The sequence below is a fragment of the Streptomyces noursei genome, assembly GCF_001646665.1.
In the GTDB taxonomy this organism is placed as follows: domain Bacteria; phylum Actinomycetota; class Actinomycetes; order Streptomycetales; family Streptomycetaceae; genus Streptomyces; species Streptomyces lavendulocolor.
Genome location: NZ_LWBU01000006.1, coordinates 3,174 through 5,412 on the forward strand (window position 1 = coordinate 3,174; position 2,239 = coordinate 5,412).

Sequence of the window (2,239 nt, forward strand, 5' to 3'; positions counted from 1 at the left end):
CCGCGGGAAGCCGGCGCTGGAACGATGGGCGGATGAGCGCAACGGACGACGAGAAGCTGGAAGAGACCCGCCGCGAACTGCTGGACCTTGCCGCCCGCGACCCGGACGACGCGCGCGTGCAGTACCGCGCGGCCTGCGTCCACGACCGGCTGGGGCTGGAGGCCGAGGCGGTCCCCTTCTACGAGCGCTGCCTCGCCGGCACCGGCCTCTCCGACGAGGACCGCCGCGGCGCTCTCCTGGGCCTCGGCAGCACCTACCGCGTCCTCGGCCGGCACGCCCGCGCCGTGGAGACCCTGCGCCGGGGTGTGGCCGAGTACCCGGACGACGGCGGCCTGCGGACCTTCCTGGCCATGGCGCTCCACAACACGGGCGACCACCGCGAGGCGATGGGCATCCTGCTGGACCTCCTCGCCACCACGAGCCAGGACCCCTCGGTCCAGCAGTACCGTCGCGCCATCGCCCTGTACGCCGAAAACCTCGACGCCACGGGCGGGGCGCTCGCCGGATGAACGCCAGAGGGCCGGACCGCTTCCGCGGTCCGGCCCTCTGAGCTGGCGGAGGATACGAGATTCGAACTCGTGAGGGGTTGCCCCCAACACGCTTTCCAAGCGTGCGCCCTAGGCCTCTAGGCGAATCCTCCGCCGCAAACAATACAAGACGTTGAGGAGTGCTCGCGAACCCGTTCCCCCCGGTCGCCGGCCGATGGTCTCCGGAGCCCCGGGGGGTGCACCGGGGGGCCGGGGCATCGGGTAGGCTGGGCGCAGCCCCTCACGTGGCGCTATCTGACTGAACTCCCCCAGGGCCGGAAGGCAGCAAGGGTAGGTCGGCTCTGGCGGGTGCGTGAGGGGCGCTTGCGTTTCCCGGGGTGTCCGGTGGGCAGGGCCGATTGTCGGTGGGGCCCGATATCGTCGTAAGGGTGTCGTCCCTTGCGCTGTACCGCCGCTATCGCCCCGAGTCCTTCGCCGAGGTCATCGGGCAGGAGCATGTCACCGACCCGCTGCAGCAGGCCCTGCGGAACAACCGGGTCAATCACGCGTACCTGTTCAGCGGACCGCGCGGGTGCGGCAAGACGACCAGTGCGAGGATCCTGGCCCGCTGCCTGAACTGTGAGCAAGGTCCCACGCCGACCCCCTGCGGGGACTGCCAGTCCTGCCGGGACCTGGCCAGGAACGGGCCGGGGTCGATCGACGTCATCGAGATCGACGCCGCTTCCCACGGAGGCGTGGACGACGCCCGTGACCTGCGGGAGAAGGCCTTCTTCGGGCCGGCGAGCAGCCGCTACAAGATCTACATCATCGACGAGGCGCACATGGTCACCTCGGCGGGCTTCAACGCCCTGCTGAAGGTGGTCGAGGAGCCGCCGGAGCACCTGAAGTTCATCTTCGCGACGACCGAGCCCGAGAAGGTCATCGGCACCATCCGGTCGCGCACGCACCACTACCCGTTCCGGCTGGTTCCGCCCGGCACCCTCCGGGAGTACCTGGGCGAGGTGTGCGGCAAGGAGCAGATCCCGGTCGAGGACGGGGTGCTGCCGCTCGTCGTGCGCGCGGGCGCCGGGTCGGTGCGTGACTCCATGTCCGTCATGGACCAGCTGCTCGCCGGCGCCGCCGAGGACGGTGTGACGTACGCCATGGCGACGTCGCTCCTCGGCTACACGGACGGCTCGCTGCTGGACTCGGTGGTGGACGCCTTCGCCGCCGGGGACGGGGCCGCGGCGTTCGAGGTGGTCGACCGGGTCATCGAGGGCGGCAACGACCCCCGGCGGTTCGTGGCGGACCTGCTGGAGCGGCTGCGCGACCTGGTGATCCTCGCCGCGGTGCCCGACGCGGCCGAGAAGGGCCTCATCGACGCCCCCGCCGACGTGGTCGAGCGCATGCAGGCCCAGGCCTCGGTGCTCGGGGCGGCGGAGCTGAGCCGCGCCGCCGACATCGTGAACACCGGGCTGACCGAGATGCGCGGCGCCACCTCGCCCCGGCTCCAGTTGGAGCTGATCTGTGCGCGCGTGCTGCTGCCCGCCGCGTTCACCGACGAGCGGTCGCTGCTGGCCCGGCTGGACCGGCTCGAGCGGGGTTCCGTCGTCCAGGGCGCCGCCTTCCAGGCGACGGGCCCCGGCCCCGCCATGGGGTACGTGCCCGGCCCCGAGGCCCACGCCCAGGTGCCGCCCGGCGCGCCGGGCGCGGGGCCGGCGGCCGCCCGCGCCGCGGTCCGGGGCCCGGGCGACGCCCCCGCCCCCCCCCCC

At 72.8% G+C, this 2,239-nt stretch carries 2 protein-coding genes, 1 tRNA gene and 1 other RNA gene; 3 read left to right on the forward strand and 1 reads right to left on the reverse strand.

Features of this window, described 5'->3' with window-relative positions:
- Positions 1 to 32: 32 nt before the first annotated feature.
- Positions 33 to 509, forward strand: a complete 477-nt coding sequence (locus tag A4V12_RS00715) for a tetratricopeptide repeat protein (RefSeq protein ID WP_064067180.1) — start codon at positions 33 to 35, stop codon at positions 507 to 509.
- Between the two features lie 43 nt (positions 510 to 552).
- On the opposite strand, the gene A4V12_RS00720 is transcribed toward A4V12_RS00715, so the two are convergent.
- Positions 553 to 640, reverse strand: a tRNA-Ser gene (locus A4V12_RS00720).
- Between the two features lie 119 nt (positions 641 to 759).
- On the opposite strand from A4V12_RS00720, the gene ffs reads away from it, so the two are divergent.
- Positions 760 to 858, forward strand: an RNA gene (gene ffs, locus A4V12_RS00725) — signal recognition particle sRNA small type.
- 58 nt (positions 859 to 916) lie between these two features.
- Positions 917 to 2,239: DNA polymerase III subunit gamma and tau (locus A4V12_RS00730; RefSeq protein WP_159028800.1), on the forward strand; the 1,323-nt coding region annotated here is incomplete at its 3' end.

Bases quoted from the DNA above. Each gene is read 5' to 3' on its own strand.
- A4V12_RS00715 (WP_064067180.1), top strand. From the start codon at position 33: ATGAGCGCAACGGACGACGAGAAGCTGGAAGAGACCCGCCGCGAACTG.